This is a genomic window from Pseudomonas sp. G166, assembly GCF_037027455.2.
Lineage (GTDB): Bacteria > Pseudomonadota > Gammaproteobacteria > Pseudomonadales > Pseudomonadaceae > Aquipseudomonas.
In genome coordinates this window covers 4,916,587-4,937,346 of sequence record NZ_CP146985.1, presented here as the reverse complement: position 1 = coordinate 4,937,346, position 20,760 = coordinate 4,916,587, and the positions used below count along the sequence as shown (strand labels likewise).

21 protein-coding genes are annotated in these 20,760 nt (G+C 61.5%); 10 read left to right on the top strand and 11 right to left on the bottom strand.

The window, feature by feature from the left end:
• The first annotated feature begins 240 nt into the window (after window positions 1–240).
• On the top strand, window positions 241–1,149 hold the full coding sequence (prmB, locus tag SGN16_RS21685; RefSeq protein ID WP_210639918.1) for a 50S ribosomal protein L3 N(5)-glutamine methyltransferase: 909 nt from the start codon (window positions 241–243) through the stop codon (window positions 1,147–1,149).
• 162 nt (window positions 1,150–1,311) lie between these two features.
• Here prmB and SGN16_RS21680 read toward each other — a convergent pair whose 3' ends face one another.
• Both SGN16_RS21680 and SGN16_RS21675 read right to left on the bottom strand, forming a co-directional pair.
• Window positions 1,312–2,100, bottom strand: coding sequence for a hypothetical protein (locus SGN16_RS21680; RefSeq protein WP_210639917.1), 789 nt, complete (start codon window positions 2,098–2,100; stop codon window positions 1,312–1,314).
• Between the two features lie 99 nt (window positions 2,101–2,199).
• A complete protein-coding gene (locus SGN16_RS21675) occupies window positions 2,200–3,165 on the bottom strand; it encodes an alpha/beta fold hydrolase (RefSeq protein ID WP_210645371.1) in 966 nt (321 codons plus the stop codon).
• 142 nt (window positions 3,166–3,307) lie between these two features.
• Here SGN16_RS21675 and aroC point away from each other — a divergent pair, with 142 nt between their 5' ends.
• Genes aroC through mtnC form a run of 5 tightly spaced genes read left to right on the top strand, consistent with a single transcriptional unit; the run spans window position 3,308 to window position 7,448 of the window.
• Entirely contained in the window at window positions 3,308–4,399 is a 1,092-nt protein-coding gene (aroC, locus tag SGN16_RS21670; protein ID WP_210639916.1) for a chorismate synthase, read from the top strand.
• A 34-nt stretch (window positions 4,400–4,433) separates the two neighbouring features.
• Entirely contained in the window at window positions 4,434–5,579 is a 1,146-nt protein-coding gene (locus SGN16_RS21665) for an MFS transporter (RefSeq protein ID WP_210639915.1), read from the top strand.
• Window positions 5,576–6,196, top strand: a complete 621-nt coding sequence (locus SGN16_RS21660; RefSeq protein WP_210639914.1) for a methylthioribulose 1-phosphate dehydratase — start codon at window positions 5,576–5,578, stop codon at window positions 6,194–6,196. Before SGN16_RS21665 ends, SGN16_RS21660 begins: the two co-directional genes overlap by 4 nt.
• Window positions 6,197–6,214: 18 nt before the next feature.
• Window positions 6,215–6,760: an acireductone dioxygenase gene (locus SGN16_RS21655; protein WP_210639913.1), complete on the top strand. Its 546-nt coding sequence runs from the start codon at window positions 6,215–6,217 to the stop codon at window positions 6,758–6,760.
• A gap of 4 nt (window positions 6,761–6,764) precedes the next feature.
• Window positions 6,765–7,448 carry an acireductone synthase gene (gene mtnC, locus SGN16_RS21650; protein WP_335945294.1) on the top strand — a complete coding sequence of 228 codons (684 nt, stop codon included), beginning with the start codon at window positions 6,765–6,767 and terminating at the stop codon, window positions 7,446–7,448.
• A 130-nt stretch (window positions 7,449–7,578) separates the two neighbouring features.
• Here mtnC and SGN16_RS21645 read toward each other — a convergent pair whose 3' ends face one another.
• A complete protein-coding gene (locus SGN16_RS21645) occupies window positions 7,579–7,857 on the bottom strand; it encodes a DUF3509 domain-containing protein (RefSeq protein ID WP_025214961.1) in 279 nt (92 codons plus the stop codon).
• Window positions 7,858–8,217: 360 nt separating this feature from the next.
• Here SGN16_RS21645 and SGN16_RS21640 point away from each other — a divergent pair, with 360 nt between their 5' ends.
• The 4 genes from SGN16_RS21640 to SGN16_RS21625 all read left to right on the top strand — a co-directional run bounded on the left by SGN16_RS21640 (window position 8,218) and on the right by SGN16_RS21625 (window position 11,593).
• Window positions 8,218–10,044: a long-chain-acyl-CoA synthetase gene (locus SGN16_RS21640; protein WP_335945293.1), complete on the top strand. Its 1,827-nt coding sequence runs from the start codon at window positions 8,218–8,220 to the stop codon at window positions 10,042–10,044.
• A gap of 94 nt (window positions 10,045–10,138) precedes the next feature.
• A complete protein-coding gene (locus tag SGN16_RS21635; protein WP_210639910.1) occupies window positions 10,139–10,657 on the top strand; it encodes an ankyrin repeat domain-containing protein in 519 nt (172 codons plus the stop codon).
• Between the two features lie 142 nt (window positions 10,658–10,799).
• Window positions 10,800–11,330, top strand: a complete 531-nt coding sequence (locus SGN16_RS21630; protein ID WP_210639909.1) for a hypothetical protein — start codon at window positions 10,800–10,802, stop codon at window positions 11,328–11,330.
• A gap of 71 nt (window positions 11,331–11,401) precedes the next feature.
• On the top strand, window positions 11,402–11,593 hold the full coding sequence (locus SGN16_RS21625; protein ID WP_003223221.1) for a PLDc N-terminal domain-containing protein: 192 nt from the start codon (window positions 11,402–11,404) through the stop codon (window positions 11,591–11,593).
• Between the two features lie 59 nt (window positions 11,594–11,652).
• On the opposite strand, the gene SGN16_RS21620 is transcribed toward SGN16_RS21625, so the two are convergent.
• The 8 genes from SGN16_RS21620 to hyi all read right to left on the bottom strand — a co-directional run bounded on the left by SGN16_RS21620 (window position 11,653) and on the right by hyi (window position 20,721).
• Complete coding sequence (locus SGN16_RS21620) at window positions 11,653–12,858, bottom strand: MFS transporter (protein WP_210639908.1); 1,206 nt, start codon at window positions 12,856–12,858, stop codon at window positions 11,653–11,655.
• 234 nt (window positions 12,859–13,092) lie between these two features.
• On the bottom strand, window positions 13,093–14,091 hold the full coding sequence (locus tag SGN16_RS21615) for a sulfate ABC transporter substrate-binding protein (RefSeq protein WP_335945292.1): 999 nt from the start codon (window positions 14,089–14,091) through the stop codon (window positions 13,093–13,095).
• A 94-nt stretch (window positions 14,092–14,185) separates the two neighbouring features.
• Window positions 14,186–15,010, bottom strand: a complete 825-nt coding sequence (locus tag SGN16_RS21610; protein ID WP_210639906.1) for an ion transporter — start codon at window positions 15,008–15,010, stop codon at window positions 14,186–14,188.
• Window positions 15,011–15,030: 20 nt separating this feature from the next.
• Window positions 15,031–15,933, bottom strand: a complete 903-nt coding sequence (locus tag SGN16_RS21605; protein ID WP_335945291.1) for an urea transporter — start codon at window positions 15,931–15,933, stop codon at window positions 15,031–15,033.
• A gap of 123 nt (window positions 15,934–16,056) precedes the next feature.
• Entirely contained in the window at window positions 16,057–17,472 is a 1,416-nt protein-coding gene (gene pyk, locus SGN16_RS21600) for a pyruvate kinase (RefSeq protein WP_335945290.1), read from the bottom strand.
• Window positions 17,462–18,742 (bottom strand): glycerate kinase, encoded by a 1,281-nt coding sequence (locus SGN16_RS21595; protein ID WP_335945289.1) that lies wholly within the window; start codon window positions 18,740–18,742, stop codon window positions 17,462–17,464. Before SGN16_RS21595 ends, pyk begins: the two co-directional genes overlap by 11 nt.
• Window positions 18,743–18,887: 145 nt before the next feature.
• Window positions 18,888–19,778, bottom strand: coding sequence for a 2-hydroxy-3-oxopropionate reductase (locus SGN16_RS21590; protein ID WP_210639902.1), 891 nt, complete (start codon window positions 19,776–19,778; stop codon window positions 18,888–18,890).
• Window positions 19,779–19,938: 160 nt separating this feature from the next.
• A complete protein-coding gene (hyi, locus tag SGN16_RS21585; RefSeq protein ID WP_335945288.1) occupies window positions 19,939–20,721 on the bottom strand; it encodes a hydroxypyruvate isomerase in 783 nt (260 codons plus the stop codon).
• Window positions 20,722–20,760: the final 39 nt, after the last annotated feature.

Below are 20,760 nucleotides of genomic sequence, written 5' to 3'. Positions count from 1 at the left end.
GAGTGGGGCTTTTGCGACATTGTCCTCTGGCTGAGCGGTTCTGTGAATCGCTTCCATCACAAGGGCCGTCGTTGCTGGCCTACAGCCTTGTCAAGATGCTCGTCTTGTTCAATGGATGGGGCAAAAAATGGATAAATCCTACGTTTGCGCCGGTGTTTTTCCTTCGTCCTTGAGCAGGGTTTGGGCGCTGCCGCGTTTGGCTGGTAGACTCGCCCGTCGATTTTTCTGGAGTTTGCCGCCGTGATCACTTCCCGCCTTCGTACCCTGCGCGACCATATCCGTTGGGCCGTCAGCCGTTTCCACGGGGAGGATCTGTTTTTTGGCCATGGCACCGACAATGCGTGGGATGAAGCCCGGCAACTGGTGTTGGGCGCGTTGCATCTGCCCTGGGAAATTGCCGATAGCTACCTCGATTGCCGCCTGGAAGACGAAGAGCTGGTACACGTGCAGCGTTTGCTGCGCCGGCGTATCGCAGAGCGCATTCCGGCGGCTTACCTGCTGGGTGAAGCCTGGTTCTGCGGGATGTCCTTCATTGTCGACCAGCGCGTGCTTATTCCCCGTTCGCCCATTGGTGAGTTGATCGAAAAGCGTTTCGAACCTTGGCTGGGCCAGGAACCTGCGCGGATTCTCGACCTCTGCACCGGTTCCGGCTGCATCGGCATTGCCTGTGCCTTTGAATTCCCCCATGCCGAAGTGGTGCTGGCCGACCTGTCGTTCGAAGCGCTGGAGGTGGCCAACCAGAACATCGAGCGTCACGGTGTCGATGAGCGCGTGTTTACCGTGCAGGGCGATGGTTTCGAGGGGCTGCCGGGGCAACGTTTCGACCTGATCGTGTCGAACCCGCCCTATGTCGACGCGGAGGATTTCGCCGACATGCCGCAGGAATACCAACATGAGCCGGAGCTGGGCCTGGCCTGTGGCGATGACGGCTTGAACCTGGTCCGCCGGATGCTGGCCGAAGCAGCCGATCATCTGACCGAGAAGGGCCTGTTGATTGTCGAGGTGGGTAACAGCCAGGTTCACGTCGAGGCGCTGTACCCGGAAGTCGATTTCGCCTGGCTGGACTTCGAACGCGGCGGGCATGGAGTGTTCATGCTCAGTGCCGAGCAGTGCCGGCAGTACCAGGGGGTGTTTGCTTCGCGGGTTTGATCCGATTGATGGCGGGCGCGCCTCAGTGCCCGTTAACCTGGACATGCAACCTGTGGGAGCGAGCTTGCTCGCGATGGCGGCGGGTCAGCAGTATTGAAATTGACTGACCCACCGTTATCGCGAGCAAGCTCGCTCCCACAGGGGTATTTTGCGCTGTTGAGTTTAGTGCCGCGTCGCAATCCAGATCAGCAATCCCGCCTGGAACATGGCAAACGCCACCAGGCAGGTGATGGTGAAGCGCAGGCCGGCGTCTTCGCGCTTGAACTTGGTGACCTTTTCTTCCTGTTTCTTGAGTTTGACTTCCTGTTCCGCCAGGTTCTGCTCGGCTTGTTGCAGCATCTGCGCGGCTTCGAGGATTTCCACGAACTGCAGCTTTTCGGTGTTCCAGTCCCCCAGCAGATCGCCAACGTGGGTGGGCTTGACGCTGCCTTTGAGGTGCTGGGCGTCGGCGTAGACCACCTCGAAGCCATGGGCCTTCATGAAGTGGTCGCGACGCAGGCGGGTGTCTTCGTTCAGCGCGTCCTTGTTGTTCAGGTCGCTGCCGTCTACCCGGTATCCCGACCAGCGCTTCTTGGCCCAGGTGATGCCCTGGGCGGCCAGGAAACGACCGATGCCACGGTTCATCGGTTCGACTTGCAGGCTGTCCGGGGAAAAAAACAGGCGTTTTTCGACGTGATCGGCCCAGACGTCCAGGTGATTCTGTTCCTTGCGCACCCGCTGGCCTGGCAACTGAATGCTCATGCGCAGCAAGCTGCGCTCTTTGCTGTGGCGCTCGGCGTAGCTGAACTCGACAAACCGCAGCGGTCGCACACCGGTGGCCCGGTCGGTCTTGAGCGGCGCCAGCCGGAGCATCTTGTGGTGCTCGGCTTGTACATCTGCCCAAGGTAGCTCCGCGGCTGGAGCGGCGGGCGTTTCGGCGGCAGTGTCGGGTGAAGTTTCAGTGTCAGTCATATCGGCAAAATCCTGTCCAGGCCGGCTCCTCGGCAGCCAATGCGCTGTCCGACACCGACTTATCGGCCGTTTTTGCCAGGACTGGAGGGTTAAAACCGCTTAACGCGAGGGTAACGAGTCAATAAAACTCAAGATATGTGCGCCGAGCTCGGCCGCCAGGGGCAGGTTGGGATCCTTGTAGGAGGCCAATTGCCGTTTCACGTCGTTGGGCACGATGCGCATCACATGGTTCATGCCCTCGATCAACGCCAGCTCGGCGTCAGGCTTGGCTGCTTTCAACTGCCTGGCGTCGTCGACGCTGACCTGGATGTCATGGCTGCCCTGGATGATCAAGGCTGGCATCTTCAGGGCCGCAAAGGCTTGGGCCGGGTCCTGGCGGAACAGCGAGATCAGGTAGGGCTGCACGCTGGGGCGGAAAATCACTTGCAGTTGTGGCGGCACGTTCTCGTCGAGTCGACCGGCCTTGAGGCTGTCGAGCAGTTCGTTGCTGCGCAACATCAGCGGCGCTGGCAGGCGGCTGCTCAACTGTTGACGCAGGACCTGGTCGATAGGCCGCGCGCTGCCGGACAGCGAAATCACCGCCGCAGCGTTGGCCTGGGGGGCGGCGAGGCTGGCGATCAATGCGCCTTCGCTGTGGCCCAGGATAACCAATGGACCCAGCCGCGGGTCGGCGGCGAGCTTGCGGCTCCAGGCCACGGCATCGGCCACGTAGGCTTCGACGCTGAGGTTGCGTTCGTCCGGTGTCGCCGCGAGGCTGGCCGCCACCCCGCGTTTGTCATAGCGCACGCTGGCGATGTTGTGTTTGGCCAGCACCCAGGCCAGGCGCTTGAGGCTGTCGTTGCGCCCGCCGTCGGGGTTGTTTCCGTCGCGATCCGTAGGACCGGACCCGGAAATGATCAGGACAACTGGCACGGGTGTGTCGGATTTGGGCAGCAACAACGAGCCGAAAAGTTCACCACTGTCGGTGACAAGGCTGATGGGACGTTGCAGGACGGTGGCCTGGGCCAAGCCGGGAAGCAGGCCGGTGAACAGGGTAAGGCTCAAGGCAAGCACTCTTAACATCATCACGCCATTAGTTACGAAGGTGCCGGTTGGACTGGCGGGCACCGATAAGGTTCGAGGATGAACTACTCGGGGACCCTGCGTATACTGGCGGCCTTTACGAATCCAAGGTTGAGTCTCTCAGCGATTTCACGGAGCACCCTGCATGTCCGGCAATACCTACGGCAAGCTGTTCACCGTTACCACCGCGGGCGAAAGCCATGGCCCGGCGTTGGTCGCCATTGTCGACGGCTGCCCGCCGGGCCTGGACATTTCCCTGGACGATCTGCAACGTGACCTGGACCGCCGCAAGCCCGGCACCAGCCGCCACACCACCCAGCGCCAGGAAGCCGATGAAGTCGAAATCCTCTCCGGTGTGTTCGAAGGGCGAACCACTGGCTGCGCCATCGGGCTGTTGATCCGCAACACCGACCAGAAGTCCAAGGACTACTCGGCCATCAAGGACTTGTTCCGCCCGGCCCACGCCGACTACACCTACCATCACAAGTACGGCGAGCGCGACTACCGTGGCGGCGGCCGCAGTTCGGCCCGGGAAACCGCCATGCGTGTGGCGGCCGGGGCGATTGCCAAGAAATACCTGGCCAGCCAGGGCATCGTTATTCGCGGCTACATGAGCCAGTTGGGCCCTATCGAAATCCCGTTCAAGACCTGGGATTCGGTAGAGCAGAACGCTTTCTTCTGTCCCGACCCGGACAAGGTGCCGGAACTTGAGGCCTACATGGACCAACTGCGCCGGGACCAGGATTCGGTCGGCGCGAAGATCACCGTGGTGGCCGAAGGTGTGATGCCGGGCCTTGGCGAGCCGATCTTCGACCGCCTCGACGCTGAACTGGCCCATGCGCTGATGAGCATCAACGCCGTGAAAGGCGTGGAGATCGGCGCCGGCTTCGCCTGTGTCGCCCAGCGTGGTACCGAACACCGGGACGAACTGACCCCGCAAGGTTTCCTCAGCAATAACGCCGGCGGCATCCTCGGTGGCATTTCCTCGGGCCAGCCGATTGTCGCGCACCTGGCCTTGAAGCCGACGTCCAGCATCACCACGCCGGGCCGCTCCATCGACATCCATGGCAATCCGGTGGACGTCATCACCAAGGGCCGTCACGATCCGTGCGTTGGCATCCGTGCCACGCCCATCGCCGAGGCGATGATGGCGATCGTGCTGATGGATCACCTGCTGCGTCATCGCGGCCAGAACGCCGACGTTCGGGTCAGCACTCCGGTGCTGGGGCAGCTTTGATGGTTGGCCTGCCGACCGCCGTGGCCTGACGAGCATGGCGGCACTGCCGTACTGGCGGCTCTCCAGTTTCTATCTGTTCTATTTCGCCCTGCTCGGTTCGACGGCGCCGTTCCTGGCATTGTATTTCGACCACCTGGGGTTCAACGCGGCGCGCATCGGCGAGCTGGTGGCGATCCCCATGCTGATGCGTTGCGTGGCGCCGAACATCTGGGGCTGGCTGGGGGATTACACCGGCCGGCGCCTGGCCATCGTGCGTTTTGGCGCGATCTGTACGTTGCTGACCTTCTCGTTGATTTTCATCGATAAAAGCTATGCCTGGCTGGCGATGGTCATGGCGCTGCACGCGTTCTTCTGGCACGCGGTGCTGCCGCAATTCGAAGTCATCACCCTGGCCCACTTGAGCGGGCAGGCGTCGCGCTACAGTCAGATCCGCCTGTGGGGTTCCATCGGCTTCATCATCACCGTGGTGCTGCTGGGGCGACTGTTCGAATGGCTGAGCCTGGACATTTATCCACAGGCCTTGGTGCTGATCATGGCCGGCATCGTGTTCGCCAGTTTCTGGGTGCCCAACGCCCAGCCGGTGCAAGGGCCACGAGTGGCGGGGGAGGGCTTTTTGCGGCAACTGCGCAACCCTGGCGTGCTGGCGTTCTACACCTGCGTGGGCTTGATGCAGGTGAGCCATGGGCCGTATTACACATTTCTGACGCTGCACCTTGAACACCTGGGCTACAGCCGCGGGTTGATCGGCCTGCTCTGGGCCGTCGGGGTAGTGGCGGAAGTGTTGATCTTCCTGTTGATGAGCCGGATCCTGGCGCGGTTTTCCGTGCGCCGAGTCCTGCTGGCGAGTTTCCTGCTGGCGGCGTTGCGCTGGCTGCTGCTGGGGTCACTGGCCGAGTTTCTCTGGGTGCTGCTGTTTGCCCAGGTGCTGCACGCGGCGACCTTCGGCAGCTTTCACGCCGCTGCCATTCATTTCGTGCAACGTAGCTTCGGCCCACGCCAGCAAGGCCAGGGCCAGGCGCTGTACGCGGCGCTGGCCGGCACGGGTGGGGCCTTGGGCGCGTTGTACTCCGGCTACAGCTGGAATGCCCTGGGCGCCACTTGGACTTTCAGCATCGCCAGCGTCGCAGCCTTCGCTGCAGCCGTTATCATTGCCACACGTATGCAAGAGGACAGGCCATGAGCCTTACCCGTGAACAGCTCGCCCGGGAAATCATCGACGCCGGGCGTTTTTTGTATGGCCGCGGCTGGTCCCCGGCTACCAGCAGCAACTATTCGACCCGGCTTGCCCCTGACCAAGCCCTGCTGACCGTGTCCGGCAAGCACAAGGGGCAACTGGGGCTCGACGATGTGCTGGCCACCGACCTGGACGGCAACAGCCTGGAGCCAGGCAAGAAACCCTCCGCCGAAACCTTGCTGCACACCCAGTTGTATCGCTGGCGGCCGCAGATCGGTGCTGTGTTGCATACCCATTCGGTGAATGCCACGGTGTTGTCGCGCCTGACCGCCGAAGCCTTCATCGACTTCGAAGACTACGAACTGCAAAAGGCCTTCAGTGGTATTTCGACTCACGAATCCCAGGTCCGCGTGCCGATTTTCGACAACGACCAGGACATCGCGCGCCTGGCCGCCAAGGTCCAGCCCTGGCTCGAGGCGCATCCCGATTGCGTCGGCTACCTTATTCGTGGCCATGGCCTGTACACCTGGGGGGCGGGCATGAGCGATGCCCTGCGCCAGATCGAAGCGTTCGAGTTCCTGTTCGAGTGCGAGCTCAAGACCCGCACCCTCCTGAACCGTTAATCTGCTGGAGCCATAGCCATGAGCAGCCTATCCGTCTACCACGTCTCAAGCCCTGATATCCCGAACAAGGTGCTGACCCATTTCGAAGACATCGCCTCGACCCTGGCTGAAAAAGGCGTGCGTTTCGACCGTTGGGAAGCGGCGAGCAAAATCCAGCCTGGCGCCAGCCAGGACGAAGTCATCGCTGCCTATCGGGCCCAGATCGACCGCCTGATGACTGAGCGTGGCTACGTCACGGTCGATGTCATCAGCCTCAATAGCGATCACCCGCAAAAAGCCGAGCTGCGGGCCAAGTTCCTCGATGAGCACCGCCATGGCGAAGACGAAGTACGATTTTTCGTCGCCGGTCGTGGCTTGTTTACCCTGCACATCGATGATTACGTCTACGCCGTATTGTGCGAAAAGAACGACCTGATCTCGGTGCCCGCCGGTACGCCACACTGGTTCGACATGGGCGAGCATCCGCATTTCGTGGCCATCCGCCTGTTCAACAACCCGGAAGGCTGGGTCGCGAAGTTCACCGGCGACGACATCGCCAGCCGCTTCCCACGCCTGGAGGACTGAGCCTGTGCCAATCAAAGCCATCCTCACCGACATCGAAGGCACCACCAGCGCGGTGAGTTTTGTGTTCGATGTGCTGTTTCCCTATGCCGCCAGGCATTTGCCGGATTTCGTCCGGCAAAATGCCGCGCGTGCCGACGTGGCTGAACAACTGGCCGCTGTGCGCCAGGACAGCGCTGAACCGGGGGCTGACGTCGAGCGCATCATCGAGATCCTGTTGGGCTGGATCGCCGAAGACCGCAAGGCTACGCCGCTCAAGGCGTTGCAGGGCATGGTCTGGGAGCAGGGGTACCAGGCTGGACAATTGAAAGGCCACGTTTACCCGGACGCGGTGCAGGCGCTCAAGCAGTGGCACCAGGAGGGTTTGCAACTGTTCGTGTATTCCTCCGGCTCGATCCAGGCGCAGAAGCTGATTTTCGGTTGCTCCGAGGCCGGTGACCTGTCGCCGTTGTTCAGCGGCTATTTCGACACTACGTCGGGCCCCAAGCGGGACGTGCAGTCCTACCAGCGCATCAGCGCGGCGGTGGGTGTCGCGCCGGGGGAGATTCTGTTTCTGTCCGACATCGTCCAGGAACTGGACGCGGCCCGCGATGCAGGCATGGCGACGTGCGGGTTAGCACGGGAAGGGGGGGAACTGGCAGGGCATGTCACTGTGGACAGTTTCGCGCGGATCGACCCTTCAGCGTTTTGACGCCATCAGGCGACAAAACGAATCGGGTCATGGATTGTAGGAGCGGGCTTGGCCGTGAAGGCGGTGTGTCATTCAACTTCTTTATTGAATGACAGCCGTCTTCGCGAGCAAGCCCGCTCCCACAGGAAGATCAAGCGCTGTGATAGGTCGGCAAAGCGAAGCGATGCTGGCTCTGCAGCAGGGTGATCTGCGGCAGCTCACTGGCCTGTTCCGCCAAGTCACGACGAATGGCGCTGATCACCCAGGACAATTGGTCACCGGCATGCAACTGCGCATAGGAAATCGAGCGCTTCAACTGTTTGCCTTCGCTATTGCGCAATGTCAGCAGAATGCCGCCGTCCGGGCGAGCCTGTGTAGTCACTTCGTAGTTGGAAAACAGGGACGAAAATTTTTCTTGAATCATGTTCATAATTTGACTGCTCCATGGTTTTGATGGCAAACCGTGGAGGGGTAGTTGCAGTGTCTGTGCCATCCTTGTGCCGCATAAAAAACCCTTTAAAAACAATAAGTTGATCATTTTCTGATTTTTTGCTTTCGTGCATCTTGCATGAATGGCCATCGTGCATCCTGCATTTTGCGTGGTTCTCCAATCTTTTTTGGAACCAATTGAGTTTGTAGCGCTCACCCTTCGCCTGTCCTGGGCCGCGGATACAAAACATTGCAAAAACCGCATGTACAGCGCCGGAATCGCTGGCGTACTTTCGATCCGGAATCACTACAGCCCGATAACAAGAACCGAGACCCACGAGGTCGACCGGGGAAGATCACCATGAGTCGTACACCCAGCGACGCTATTACCTGGGGCATGATGCTGCGCAAGTTGCCCGCCATTGCCAGAGCCGTTGCGCGGATCATCAAAGGCATGAAACTGGCCAACGTCCAGGACCCGACCCAACCCTGTGGCCTGGGCTGGTGTTTCGAACAGGCCACGCTACGTAATCCACAGGGTCCGGCGTTGCTGTTCGGCGACGCGGTGTGGAGTTATGCACAGGTCAACGAGCAAGCCAATCGTATTGCCCACTACTTGCTGGCCCAGGGCATCGGCAAGGGCGACTGCGTGGCGATTTTCATCGAGAACCGGCCCCAGCTGTTGATCGCCGTGCTGGCGGTGGCGAAGGTCGGCGCGGTCAGTGCCATGATCAACACCTCGCAAACGGGCGATGCGCTGGTGCACAGCCTGGCGCTGGTGGCGCCGGTCGCGGTGGTGGTCGGGGATGAACGGGTCGCCGCCTTCAACGACGTGCGCGGACGAACCGCATTGCCGAATGCTCGTACCTGGTGGGTGGCGGATCAAGACAGCGCCGATGTTCCGTCCGGTTTTATCGACCTGCTCGGTCGCAGTGAAGGGTACCCAGGCGATAACCCGGCCAGCAGCCAGCACGTCTTCTTCGACGATCCATGCTTGTACCTCTACACCTCGGGCACTACCGGTTTGCCCAAGGCCGGGGTCTTTCGCCATGGACGCTGGATGCGCACCTCCACCAGTTTCGGCCTGATCGCCTTGGACATGCAGCCCGATGACATCTTGTATTGCACCCTGCCGCTGTACCACGCCACGGGCCTGTGCGTGTGCTGGGGGGCGGCGATCTGTGGCGCCTCGGGGTTTGCGCTGCGGCGCAAGTTCAGCGCCAGTCAGTTCTGGAACGATGTGCGCCGTTACCGGGCGACCACGCTGGGTTATGTCGGTGAGTTGTGCCGTTACCTGATCGACCAGCCGCCCACCGGCGAAGACCGCCACCACAGTGTGAAGAAGATGATCGGCAACGGCCTGCGCCCCGGAGCCTGGTCGACCTTCAAGACGCGTTTTGGCATCGAGCATATCTGCGAGCTGTATGCGGCCAGCGACGGCAATATTGGCTTCACCAATGTGCTGAATTTCGACAACACCGTCGGGTTTTCCCTGATGGGCTGGGAACTGGTGCGCTACGACCATGACAGCGGCGTGCCGTTACGCAACCTGCAAGGTCGCATGCAGAAAGTCCCCAGGGGCGAACCGGGCCTGCTGTTGGCGCGGATCGACGACAAGGCGCCGCTGGACGGCTACACCGATCCAGCCAAGACCGAAAAGACCATCTACCGGGACGTCTTCGTGCCCGGTGACCGCTACTTCAACACCGGTGATCTGCTGCGCAACATTGGTTTTGGCCATGGGCAGTTCGTCGATCGCCTCGGCGATACCTACCGCTGGAAAGGCGAAAACGTCTCCACCACGGAAGTCGAAAACGTTTTGCTGCAACACCCGCAGGTGGCCGAGGCGGTGGCCTATGGCGTGGAGATCAATGGCACCAATGGCCGCGCCGGCATGGCGGCGATCACCCCGGCGGAATCCCTGGCGGTGCTGGATTTCAGTGAGCTGTTGCAATTCCTGCAGTGCAAGCTGCCGGCCTATGCGGTGCCATTGTTCCTGCGCATTAAAGTGAAAATGGACACCACCGGCACCTTCAAATACCAGAAAACCCGCCTCAAGGCCGAAGCCTTCGACCCTTGCGTTGCCGATGATGAGCCGGTCTACGCCTGGCTCCCGGGCAGCCAGACCTACGTGCGGGTAGACCGGCAACTGGCGACGCAGATTCAGGGTGGGCAGTATCGCTATTGATTCTGGCTATGGAGGCGGCAGAGAGAAAAGGGATGACAGGTCTCGAGTCCCTCGGGAAACTAGCGGCTTTGCAAAGACTTGAGTGGAGTTTCCCATGTCCGATACAAGCCGTCAGATGACCCCGGAAGAGGCTGCGGAGTTTGCCGAGCAGGTGTTCAATGTCGCACGCCAGGGTGACGCCGCGATGATGGCGGCCTTGCTGAGCAAAGGCCTGCCGCCCAACCTGCGTAACCACAAGGGCGACACTTTGCTGATGCTGGCTGCGTACCACGGGCATGTGGAAACCGTGAAAGTGCTGCTGGAACACAAGGCCGATCCGGAAGTGCGCAACGACAATGGCCAGAGCCCGATTGCCGGCGCGGCCTTCAAGGGTGACCTGGCAGTGGTCACGGCGTTGGTGGAGGGCGGTGCGCAGGTGGAAGGCTCCTCCTTCGATGGCCGTACCGCATTGATGATGGCGGCGATGTTCAATCGCGTGGCAATCGTCGATTACCTGATCAGCAAAGGCGCCGATCCGAAAGCCAAGGATGCCAACGGCGTCTCGGCCCTGGATGCGGCCAAGACCATGGGCGCGGTGGATACCACGGCGCAGTTGGAAAAGTTGTTGGGCTGATCCTCCTTCAGGGCCGTGACTCTGGAGTGACATTGCTCTTGTGGCGAGGGGATAAATCCCTTCTCCACATGAGCCTGACTCGGGCAATGTGATGCGCTATCCTGCGCGCCCTCAAAACCCTATCCACAGGATCCACCTCACCATGAAAGTCGCCCTCATCGAACTCATCAGCAAAATCAGCTCCGGCTGCCTGGGCGATGCGGACATTGCGAAAATCGCCGACGAAGCGGCCCAGGCCTATGCCGATCCGGCGGCCTTTCTGGCGACCAACCCGGATATCAACTACGACGACACTTTCCCTATTCCCCTGGGCGAATGGGTGGTGGTAGGCAGCCTGCCGGACACCGTGCTGTTCCAGGCCGATACCTACGTGGAGCTGTTCGAACAGATTGTCGCCTCGTTCGGCCCCGACGTGGCGTTCAATCTCAAGCCCAAGCAACTGGCGAAAACCGAAGCCCTCACGGCGCTCAACCGCATCCAGATCCAGATGAGCAGCCTGAACAAGGAAAACGGCGGTTATATGCTGATGAACTTCAGCCAGTTGCTCGACGATGAATTGCAGATGGTGCTGGTGTACGGCAACGATGTGCCGCGCGTGCTGGAGCTGTGTGCTGAAGTTGGCATTGCCGCTGCGCCGGCCCTGGAAGCCCTCAAGGTCGCGGTTCACATCTGAAGCAATAATACGGAACCCTCGCCAGGGGCCCGCTATCCTAAGTGTGCCTACCACCATTTGGGAGCGACACCATGGGTTCCACCTTCAACGGCCTGATCGGCCTGATTATCCTGGCGCTCGATATCTGGGCGATCATCAACGTACTCAAGAGCGGCGCGGAAACCGGGATGAAAATCCTGTGGGTGCTGCTGATTATCCTGTTGCCGGTGCTGGGCCTGATCATCTGGGCGATCGCCGGGCCGCGAGGCAACGTGCGGATTTGATCGTTCCACGAAAAAATGCCCGGGCGCCATGAGCGCCCGGGCATTTTTTATGGGTGGGGTCAGGCCGTTGCCAGGGACGGCTTCTGCGAGGCACTCAAAAAGCGCAGCAAGGCCAGCAGCGGGAAGGCACTGCCGATGATCACCACCCACAACCAGCCGCCGTGTTCGTACACCGCGCTGGCAATCGATGAGCCGAACGCACCACCAATGAAGATGCTGGTCATGTACAGCGCGTTCAGCCGACTGCGACTCTTGGCATCGAGGGCATAGATGGTGCGTTGGCCCAGGACCATGTTCATTTGCACGCAGAAATCCAGGACCACGCCGGTCACCGCCAGGCCAATGACGCTGTAGAGCGGATGGATGAACGCCGGCAGGAAGCTCAGGCTGGCGAACAGCATCGCCAGCAGCGAGGCGATACGGGTGTGGCCGGCGTCCGCCAGGCGACCGGCGATGGGCGCGGCAATGGCGCCGATGGCTCCGACCAGGGCGAACAGGGCGATTTCAGTCTGGGACAGGCCATGGTTGCGTGACAGCTCCAGCGGCACGGCGGTCCAGAACAGGCTGAATGTGGCGAACATGCCGGCTTGGTAAAACGCCCGTTGCCGCAACAGTGGCTGCTGGCGTAGCAAGGTGCCCAGCGAGCCCAGCAGTTGACCATAGGAGGCGCTGTGATCGGGCTGACGCTTGGGCACGGTCAACGCCAGCACGATGCTGATCGCCGCCATCAGTACGGCGGCAATCATGAACATCGCCCGCCAGCCGAAGTGGTCGGCCACTACGCTGGAGACCGGCCGCGCCAACAGGATGCCCAGCAGCAGGCCGCCCATGATCCCACCCACGACCCGTCCTCGGGACTCTTCCGGCGCCAGGTGCGCCGCCAGGGGAATCAGGACCTGCACCGACACTGAACTGAAGCCCACCAGCAACGAAACCAGCAGGAATACGTTCGGTTGATCGGTAAACGCGGCGCCCAACAGGCTGGCAATGGCCACCACGGTGGTGAGGATCATCAGGCGGCGGTTCTCCAGCAGATCGCCCAGCGGCACCAGGAAAAACAGGCCCAGGGCATAGCCGATCTGGGTCAACGAGACGATCAGGCTGGCCATAGTGCTGCTCAAACCGACATCCGGCGCGATCAGTTCGATGATCGGTTGGGCGTAGTAGATGTTGGCGACGATGGCCCCGCAGCAAAAGGCGAACAACAGGACCATGCCGCGGGTCAGGCTTGTACCGGCGGGCACGGAGGAGGGATGGGCACTCATGGCTATCTCGTCAGTAGCTTGAAAGGATGGCGTGAGGCTAAAGAGTTGTGGGGCTCAGGAACAGGCTTTGTGACTGATATCGGACATGCTTGCTATTGATGATGAAACAGGCCTGATCGTTCCCTCGCTCTGCGTGGGAATGCCGCCCGGGACGCTGCGCGTCCTTTTTTGACCCAGAGCGCCATTGGATACGTTCCCACGCGAAGCGTAGGAACGATCAATGTGGAGGGGACGTTACTGCCCGCTGTAGATCTGGTCGAAAATCCCACCATCATTGAAGTGAGTCTTCTGCACCGTGCGCCAGTCGCCAAAGGTTTTTTCCACCGACAGGAAGTCCACTTTCGGGAAGCGGTCGGTGTATTTGGCCAGCACCGCCGGGTCCCGTGGGCGCAGGTAGTTGGCGGCGGCGATCTCCTGGCCTTCAGGCGACCACAGGTATTTGAGGTAGGCCTCGGCGGCTTCGCGGGAGCCATTTTTCTCGACCACTTTGTCGACCACGCTCACCGGTGGCTCGGCTTCGGCGGAAACGCTCGGGTAGATCACTTCGAACTGATCGCGACCGAACTCGCGGGCGATCATCTCGGCTTCGTTTTCAAAGGTCACCAGCACATCGCCGATCTGGTTGGTCATGAAGGTCGTCGTCGCGGCACGGCCACCGGTGTCCAGTACCGGAGCCTGCTTGAACAGTTTGCCGACGAAGGCCTTGGCCTTGGTTTCATCGCCGCCGTTCTTCAGCACATACCCCCAGGCCGACAGGTAAGTGTAACGGCCGTTACCGGAGGTTTTCGGGTTGGGCACGATCACTTGCACGCCGTCCTTGAGCAGGTCGGGCCAGTCTTTCAACGCCTTGGGGTTGCCCTTGCGTACGATAAATACGGTGGCCGAGGTGAACGGGGCGCTGTTGTTCGGCAGGCGGGTGACCCAGTTCTCGGGCACCAGTTTGCCGTTATCCGCCAGGGCGTTGATATCGGTGGCCATGTTCATGGTGATGACATCCGCCGGCAACCCGTCGATCACCGAGCGTGCCTGCTTGCTGGAACCGCCAAAGGACATCTGCACGGTGATGTTTTCGTTGTGCTCGGCCTGCCAGTGTTTCTGGAAGGCTGCGTTGTAGTCCTTGTAGAAGTCGCGCATCACGTCATAGGAAACGTTAAGCAGGGTCGGGGCGGCGTGGGCCAGGCTGCCGAAGGTCAGGCCGACGGCGAGAAGTGAGGCGCCAAAGAAGTTCTTCACTTACCAATTCCTTTTATTTGAACGGGGGTTCGGGCAATTAGCCGGCACACTAGCTGCAAGCCTATAGACCTTCAAGCATCAAAAAGAACTTTGCTTATTCCAATTTTTTAAACAGCGCGTTCCCGCAACGGGAGCAAAAAGCGGCGCCCTGCTCGTGGTTGTTCTTACTGCACACCGGGCAATCGTGCTTGAGCTGATCACCGCGCATGGCCGTGGCCAGTTCGGCGGTAAAGATCCCCGTTGGTACGGCGATGATCGAGTAACCGGTGATCATCACCAGCGACGACACCACTTGGCCCAGTGGTGTCTTGGGCACGATGTCGCCGAAGCCCACCGTGGTCAGTGTCACGATAGCCCAATAGATGCCCTTGGGGATGCTGGTGAAGCCATTGCCAGGGCCTTCGATGACATACATCAGCGTGCCGAATACCGTCACCAGGGTCGAGACGCTGACCAGGAACACGATGATTTTCTGCTTGCTGCCCCGTAGCGCCGCCAACAGGTAGTTGGCCTGCTTGAGGTAGGGGCTGAGCTTGAGCACCCGGAAAATCCGCAGCATACGGATGATTCGAATGATCAGCAGGTACTGGGCGTCGCTGTAATACAACGCCAGGATGCCCGGCACGATCGCCAGCAGATCCACCAGGCCGTAGAAGCTGAAGGCATAGCGCAGGGGCTTGGGCGAGCAGTACAGGCGCAGGCCGTACTCGACGATGAAGATGAAGGTGAAACCCCATTCAATGGCGGCCAGCAGGGGCGCGTAGTTTTTGTGCACGCTGTCGATGCTGTCGAGCATCACGATCACCAGGCTGGCGAGGATGATCAACAACAGGGCGCTGTCAAAGCGCCGGCCGGCCACCGTGTCGCTCTGGAAAATCATGACGTAGAGCCGTTCACGCCAATTGTTGCTGCTGTCCATAACCGTCGCCTGAATCAGAATCAGCGAAGCCTAGGGTGATTGCCCCGCAGAGCGCAAGGCGCAGCGTCGAGGCTGGCTTGGTGCCACGCGCGACCGGTGGCCTGGATCAGCCAGCAGGCGAGGATGAACGGTGCAGTCAACGGTGCCAGGCCCAGGGCGGTAAAGCCGGGGGCCAGCAGCAGTGCCAGAAGTACACCGGCCAGCGGCAGCCATGGCTGGCGTCGCTGTTGGCTCAGGGCCAGGGCCACCAGGGCCGAGTTGTAGCCGCCCAATCCCGACAGGGCTTGCGCGGTGTCGTGATGTAACAAGGTAAATGCAAGACCTGCGGCCGAACCGAACAGGGCCCAGCCGAGGGCGCGCCGGTTGGCGATCAGCAAGCCCGTAGCGATCAGCGCTCCGGCCACCGGCTGGCCGAGAAACATGACCTGGCCCAGTCCGCTCAGATGCGCGGCCAGCAGGTTGGGCATGGTCATTTCTATCGACGTGGGCGTGGATTGTGGCGCGGTGAAACTCAACAGCAACCAGCCCAACCCGACGAAGGGGGCGGTGTAGGCCGACAGGCATCGCGGGCCACGGGTGCGCTTGAGCCATTGCTGGGTCAGCATCGCGCTGAGACCCGCGCAGGCGATGATCAACGGCGGCAATAACGCTGACCAGGGCACGGCAAGGCTCAACAGCAACCCCAGCAGGATGCCGTTGTAGCTGAACAGCCCAGCCTGCCGATCCGCCTTGGCGTAACCGCGCCGCTGGGCCGTGAGCAACCCGGCCACGCCCCCCAGCAACGCCCCGCCGAACAAGGCCGGGGCGCTGAACAGAATCGCTAGCAGGCACAGCAGACCACACAGCGGATGGCGCTGGAGGAAGATCTGGCTGAAGCCGTTGAGCAGGGCGGTGGCCCAGTCGGGGCAGTGGGGGTTGGGCATGGTTGGTATGTCTGATGGACCGAGTCGACTTCATCGCGAGCAAGCTCGCTCCCACACAGGATTTGCGGGGTTCACACCCCTCCTGTGGGAGCGAGCTTGCTCGCGATGGGGCCAGTACAGGCGCTAAAGCAACGTCTCAATGCGCAACGAATTGGTCGACCCCGGTTGCCCGAACGGCACGCCCGCCGTGATCAGCAAGGTATCGCCACGCTGGGCCATGCCCTGGGCCTGGGCGATTTCCAGGGCGGTGGAGCACACCTCATCGACCTGGCGCAGCCGATCGTTGACCACCGAGTGCACGCCCCAGGCCACGGTCAGGCGGCGGGCGGCCTGCAGGTTCGGCGTGAGGTTGAGGATCGGCGCCGTCGGCCGTTCCCGCGCCGCTCGTAAACTGGAGCTGCCCGATTCGCTGTAGTTCACCAGCACCGCCACCGGCAGGATGCTGCTGATCCGGCGGATGGCGCAGCTGATGGCGTCCGACACCGTGGCTTCGGCTTTCGGCCGGCTCACGTCCAGTTGCGACTGGTAATCGGGGCCGTTTTCCACCTGGCGGATGATCTTGCTCATCATCTGCACGGCTTCGAGCGGGTAATCACCGGAGGCGGTTTCCGCCGACAGCATCACTGCGTCAGCACCCTCGGCCACGGCGTTGGCCACGTCGGTAACTTCCGCACGGGTCGGCGCCGGGGAGAAACGCATCGACTCGAGCATCTGGGTCGCCACCACCACCGGTTTGCCGAGGGCACGACAGGTACCGATGATGTTTTTCTGGATCTGCGGCACGCTCTCGGCGGGTACCTCGACCCCCAAGTCACCGCGAGCGACCATGATCGCGTCGCTCAATTCGGCGATTTCCCGCAACTGGGTCACCGCCGATGGCTTCTCGATCTTCGCCATCAGGAACGCCTTGTCGCCGATCAGCGCCCGGGCTTCGCGGATGTCCTCGGGGCGCTGCACGAACGACAGCGCCACCCAGTCCACACCTAGCGCCAGGCCGAAGCTCAAGTCGCGACGGTCCTTGGCGGTCAGCGGGCTCAAGTCGAGCAGCGCTTGAGGCACGTTCACCCCTTTGCGGTCCGACAGTTCGCCGCCATTGAGCACTTCGGTGTCGATGGCGTCGCGATGTTTGGCTATCACCCGCAGGTGCAGCTTGCCGTCGTCCAGCAGCAGGTCCATGCCGGGCTCCAGGGCCGCAATGATTTGCGGGTGAGGCAGGTTGACCCGATGTTGATCACCGGGCGTCGGGTCCAGGTCCAGGCGCAGGGCCTGGCCGCGTTGCAGCAGGACCTTACCGTTGGCGAACCGGCCGACCCGCAGCTTCGGGCCTTGCAGGTCCATGAGGATACCCAGCGGGTAATTGAGCTGCTGCTCGACTTCGCGAATCCACTGGTAGCGTTGGGCGTGGTCGGCATGCTCGCCGTGGCTGAAGTTCAGGCGAAAGATGTTCACGCCGGCCTGTACCAGCTCACGGATATCATCGATGCCGCGGGTGGCGGGGCCGAGGGTCGCGAGGATCTTGACCTTTTTGTCAGGCGTCATGTTTGGGGTTCTCGAGGATCAGGATGGCGCGAAAGTCGTTGACGTTGGTGCGGGTCGGCTCGGTGACGATCAACCCATCCAGCGCGGCGAAGTAGCCATACCCGTTGTTGTTATCCAGCTCGTCGCTGGCGCTCAGGCCCAGTTCGATAGCGCGGTGATAGCTGTCTGGGGTCATGAGGGCGCCGGCGTTGTCTTCGGAACCGTCGATGCCGTCCGTGTCGCCAGCCAGCGCGTAGATGCCGGGGTGGCCTTTGAGGCTGTCGGTCAGGCTCAGCAGGAATTCGGCGTTGCGCCCGCCACGGCCATTGCCGCGCACGGTGACGGTGGTTTCGCCACCGGACAGGATCACGCACGGCGCTGCCAGGGGCTGGCCGTGGTGGGCGATTTGCCGGGCGATGCCGGCGTGGACTTTCGCCACTTCCCGGGATTCGCCTTCCAGGTCGCCGAGGATCAACGGACTGAAACCGGCCTGACGGGCTTTCACCGCTGCCGCTTCCAGTGATTGCTGCGGGCGGGCGATCAGCTGGAAGTGGCTGCGGGCCAGGCCCGGGTCGCCGGGTTTGACGGTTTCCGATTCGGGGCTTTGCAACCACTGCCGCACCGAGGCTGGTACCTCGATGTGGTAGCGCTTGAGGATCGCCAGGGCTTCGGCCGATGTGCTGGGATCAGCCACGGTAGGGCCGGAGGCGATGACCGTGGCGAGGTCACCCGGTACGTCGGAGATCGCGTAGGTATAGACCGTTGCCGGCCAGCAGGCTTTGCCCAGGCGCCCGCCCTTGATCGCCGAGAGATGCTTGCGCACGCAATTCATCTCGCCGATGGATGCGCCGGACTTGAGCAAGGCTTTGTTGATCGATTGCTTGTCACCCAGGGTGATGCCTTCGGCTGGCAAGGCGAGCAGGGCAGAACCGCCGCCGGACAGCAGGAAGATGACGCGGTCGTCTTCGCGCAGATCGCTGACCATTGCCAATACCCGCCGGGCCACGGCCAGGCCGGCGGCGTCAGGCACCGGGTGAGCGGCCTCGACCACTTCGATTTTCTGACAGGGTGCGCCATGGCCGTAGCGAGTCACCACCAGGCCAGAGACTTCGCCCTGCCAGCAGCGCTCGACCACTTGGGCCATGGCGGCGGCGGCCTTGCCGGCACCGATAACGATCACCCGGCCGCTGCGGTCGCTGGGCAGATAGGGTTCAAGGACGTGCTGCGGATGGGCCGCGTCGATGGCTGTGGCAAACAGCTCGCGCAGCAATTGTTGCGGATCGACCGACATGACGGGCTCCCGATTTTTATTCTTAGCGTTGATGCGGACCCTGTGGGAGCGAGCTTGCTCGCGATAGCGGTGGCCCAGCCAACATCGTTGTTGAATGTAAAACCGCTATCGCGAGCAAGCTCGCTCCCAGGGGGTAGTGCAGGGCTTATTTGTCGCGGATGGAAAAATTGGCCATATGCTCCAAGCCCTTGATCAACGCCGAGTGATCCCAATTGCTGCCACCAATGGCCGCGCAGGTGCTGAACACTTGCTGGGCGCTGGCGGTGTTGGGCAGGTTGATGTTCAGTTCCTTGGCGCCTTGCAGGGCCAGGTTCAGGTCTTTCTGGTGCAGGCTGATGCGAAAGCCCGGATCGAAGGTGCCCTTGATCATGCGCTCACCATGCACTTCCAGGATCTTCGACGAAGCGAAGCCACCCATCAGTGCTTCGCGGACCTTGGCCGGGTCGGCACCGTTTTTCGCGGCGAACAACAAGGCTTCGGCCACGGCCTGGATGTTCAGGGCGACGATGATCTGATTCGCCACTTTGGCGGTCTGGCCGTCGCCGTTGCCGCCCACCAGGGTGATGTTCTTGCCCATGGCCTGGAACAGCGGCAGGGCGCGCTCGAAAGCGGCGCTGTCGCCACCGACCATGATGCTCAGGGTCGCGGCCTTGGCGCCGACTTCACCGCCGGACACCGGGGCGTCGAGGTACTGCGCGCCTTTTGCATTGATCTTCGCCGCGAACGCCTTGGTGGCGGTGGGGGAGATCGAACTCATGTCGATCACCACTTTGCCAGCCCCCACACCAGCCGCGACGCCGTCGGCACGGAACAACACATCGTCGACCTGCGGGGTGTCCGGGACCATGACGATGATGAACTCGGCTTCCTGGGCCACTTCCTTCGGGTTGGCCAACGCCACCGCGCCGCCGGCCAGCAGATCGGCCGGAGCCGCGTCGTGGTGCTGGGACAGGAACACGCTGTGCCCGGCCTTTTGCAGGTTCAGGGCCATGGGGTGGCCCATGATGCCGGTGCCGATGAATCCGATTTTAGCCATGGGAAAATCCTCTTGTTTTTATCGCTGTTTCAAGCAAATGGGGAACTGCTTTCCTGTGGGAGCGAGCTTGCTCGCGATGACGGTTTCACGTTCACCCAAGAAGCAGGCTGGACAACCGCTATCGCGAGCAAGCTCGTTCCCACAGGGGGAAAGAGTTGAGTCAGATCGCGTTATGGGTTTTCAACCAGCCCAATCCCGCTTCGGTGCTGGTCAGCGGCTTGTACTCGCAGCCGACCCAACCCTGGTAGCCGATGCGGTCCAGGTGTTCGAACAGGAAGCGATAGTTGATTTCGCCTGTGCCTGGCTCGTTGCGGCCTGGGTTATCTGCCAGTTGCACGTGGTTGATCTCGTTCAGGTGCGTCGACAGAGTCTGGGCCAGGTCACCTTCCATGATCTGCATGTGGTAGATGTCGTACTGCAGGAACAGGTTGGCGCTGCCCACTTGTTCGCGGATCGACAGGGCCTGGGCGGTGTTGTTCAGGTAGAAGCCGGGGATGTCGCGGGTGTTGATGGCTTCCATCACCAGCTTGATGCCTTTGGCCTGCAGCTTTTCGGCGGCGTACTTCAGGTTGGCGACGAAGGTTTTCTCCACCAGGGCCGCATCGCAGTTCTGCAGACGAATCCCGGCCAGGCAGTTGACCTGGGTGTTGCCCAGTACTTTGGCGTAGGCGATCGCCAGGTCGACACCAGCGCGGAACTCCTCGACCCGGTCCGGTAGGCAGGCGATACCACGTTCGCCCTTGGCCCAGTCGCCGGCCGGAAGGTTGAACAGCACCTGGGTCAGGCCATTGGCGTCGAGCAACGCCTTGAGTTCGGCAGAGCTGTAGTCGTAAGGGAACAGGTATTCGACACCTGTGAACCCGGCCTTGGCGGCGGCTTCAAAACGGGCGAGGAAATCCAGCTCGGTGAACAGCATGGACAGGTTGGCTGCAAAGCGTGGCATGGTGGTCTCCTGTAAATAGTTGGCAGGCCCCCTGTGGGA

Excerpts from the sequence above, each read along its gene's own strand:
- SGN16_RS21590 (WP_210639902.1), bottom strand. The coding sequence starts at position 19,778 with ATGGCTAAAATCGGATTCATCGGCACCGGCATCATGGGCCACCCCATG.
- SGN16_RS21660 (WP_210639914.1), top strand. The coding sequence starts at position 5,576 with ATGAGCCTTACCCGTGAACAGCTCGCCCGGGAAATCATCGACGCCGGG.
- SGN16_RS21680 (WP_210639917.1), bottom strand. The coding sequence starts at position 2,100 with ATGACTGACACTGAAACTTCACCCGACACTGCCGCCGAAACGCCCGCC.
- SGN16_RS21665 (WP_210639915.1), top strand. The coding sequence starts at position 4,434 with ATGGCGGCACTGCCGTACTGGCGGCTCTCCAGTTTCTATCTGTTCTAT.
- SGN16_RS21675 (WP_210645371.1), bottom strand. The coding sequence starts at position 3,165 with ATGATGTTAAGAGTGCTTGCCTTGAGCCTTACCCTGTTCACCGGCCTG.
- SGN16_RS21605 (WP_335945291.1), bottom strand. The coding sequence starts at position 15,933 with ATGCCCAACCCCCACTGCCCCGACTGGGCCACCGCCCTGCTCAACGGC.
- SGN16_RS21625 (WP_003223221.1), top strand. The coding sequence starts at position 11,402 with ATGGGTTCCACCTTCAACGGCCTGATCGGCCTGATTATCCTGGCGCTC.
- SGN16_RS21595 (WP_335945289.1), bottom strand. The coding sequence starts at position 18,742 with ATGTCGGTCGATCCGCAACAATTGCTGCGCGAGCTGTTTGCCACAGCC.
- SGN16_RS21610 (WP_210639906.1), bottom strand. The coding sequence starts at position 15,010 with ATGGACAGCAGCAACAATTGGCGTGAACGGCTCTACGTCATGATTTTC.
- SGN16_RS21640 (WP_335945293.1), top strand. The coding sequence starts at position 8,218 with ATGAGTCGTACACCCAGCGACGCTATTACCTGGGGCATGATGCTGCGC.
- SGN16_RS21655 (WP_210639913.1), top strand. The coding sequence starts at position 6,215 with ATGAGCAGCCTATCCGTCTACCACGTCTCAAGCCCTGATATCCCGAAC.
- hyi (WP_335945288.1), bottom strand. The coding sequence starts at position 20,721 with ATGCCACGCTTTGCAGCCAACCTGTCCATGCTGTTCACCGAGCTGGAT.
- aroC (WP_210639916.1), top strand. The coding sequence starts at position 3,308 with ATGTCCGGCAATACCTACGGCAAGCTGTTCACCGTTACCACCGCGGGC.
- SGN16_RS21645 (WP_025214961.1), bottom strand. The coding sequence starts at position 7,857 with ATGAACATGATTCAAGAAAAATTTTCGTCCCTGTTTTCCAACTACGAA.
- pyk (WP_335945290.1), bottom strand. The coding sequence starts at position 17,472 with ATGACGCCTGACAAAAAGGTCAAGATCCTCGCGACCCTCGGCCCCGCC.
- SGN16_RS21635 (WP_210639910.1), top strand. The coding sequence starts at position 10,139 with ATGTCCGATACAAGCCGTCAGATGACCCCGGAAGAGGCTGCGGAGTTT.
- SGN16_RS21630 (WP_210639909.1), top strand. The coding sequence starts at position 10,800 with ATGAAAGTCGCCCTCATCGAACTCATCAGCAAAATCAGCTCCGGCTGC.
- SGN16_RS21620 (WP_210639908.1), bottom strand. The coding sequence starts at position 12,858 with ATGAGTGCCCATCCCTCCTCCGTGCCCGCCGGTACAAGCCTGACCCGC.